This window comes from Cognatundibacterium luofuense, from assembly GCF_018139685.1.
Lineage (GTDB): Bacteria > Pseudomonadota > Gammaproteobacteria > Burkholderiales > Burkholderiaceae_D > Undibacterium > Undibacterium luofuense.
The window spans coordinates 1-362 of record NZ_JAGSPN010000291.1; the positions used below are offsets into that span (position 1 = coordinate 1).

The 362-nt window shown below is 43.6% G+C and carries 1 pseudogene; it reads right to left on the reverse strand.

Annotation, left to right across the window (positions count from 1 at the left end):
- Positions 1-362 (reverse strand): annotated as a pseudogene (locus KDM89_RS20465) (hypothetical protein); the annotation flags it as partial.

Consider the following 362-nt stretch of genomic DNA (forward strand, 5'->3'; position numbering starts at 1 on the left):
TGAACAATATGGTCTTTTATCACGTGCTTTACGTGAGCCCCGCGCCACTCAAGTATCTGCCAGCTATTGTTAATTTTACTCAGCTTCTTAGCCCATTGATCGCAGAAATTTTCGTTTGCTTGATAAAGATTGCGACTAAAACGGATTGATTTCAGCATCCATTGAGGTATTTGTTTCCCTTTTTGCACATAGCTGGGCATAAGGGCCAATAACTCGGCCCATGTATGGCAATGCTCTAAGGATTGACCGTACGCTCCCTTATAGTGCTTCAATTCCCGCAATGACAACTTACTGAAATTCTCGGGGTAGGTAGCCCCAAACTCGGGAGCAACAATCGAAACACTGCAAAGTGTTGCTATATT